This window comes from Rhodococcus sp. P4_C10 (genome assembly GCF_056402135.1).
Map to the genome: position 1 here is coordinate 1 of NZ_JBFUHZ010000109.1, position 479 is coordinate 479.

Genomic DNA, 479 nt, shown 5'->3' on the forward strand with positions numbered 1-479 from the left:
ACCCCGGGCACGAAACGCAGCCGACACCACAACGAACTGCTCGGACATGCGTTCGTGCACACCGTGATCGACGACCACTCCCGCGTCGCCTACGCCGAGATCCACGATGACGAAACCGCACAGACCGCGGTCGGGGTGCTGCGCCGAGCCGTCGGCTGGTTCGCCGCCCGCGGCGTCACCGTCGAACGCGTCCTCTCCGACAACGGCGGCTGCTACCGCTCGGCCCTGTGGAAGCAGGTCTGCACCGAGTTGGCGGTCACGCACAAACGCACCCGCCCGTACCGGCCGCAGACCAACGGGAAGATCGAACGTTTCCACCGCACCATGGCGCAGGAGTGGGCGTTCGCCCGGCACTACAAGTCAGAACAGGCCCGACGGACAGCGTTGCCGGCGTGGTTGCACACCTACAATCACCACCGGCAACACTCCGCCATCGGCAGGAACGTTCCCTTCAGTCGTTTGACCAACGTCCCTGGGCA

General features: G+C 66.2%; 1 protein-coding gene. It reads left to right on the top strand.

The annotated features are described in order from the left end of the window. Positions 1–479: integrase core domain-containing protein (locus AC1DWC_RS26740; RefSeq protein WP_477912922.1), on the top strand; the 479-nt coding region annotated here is incomplete at both ends.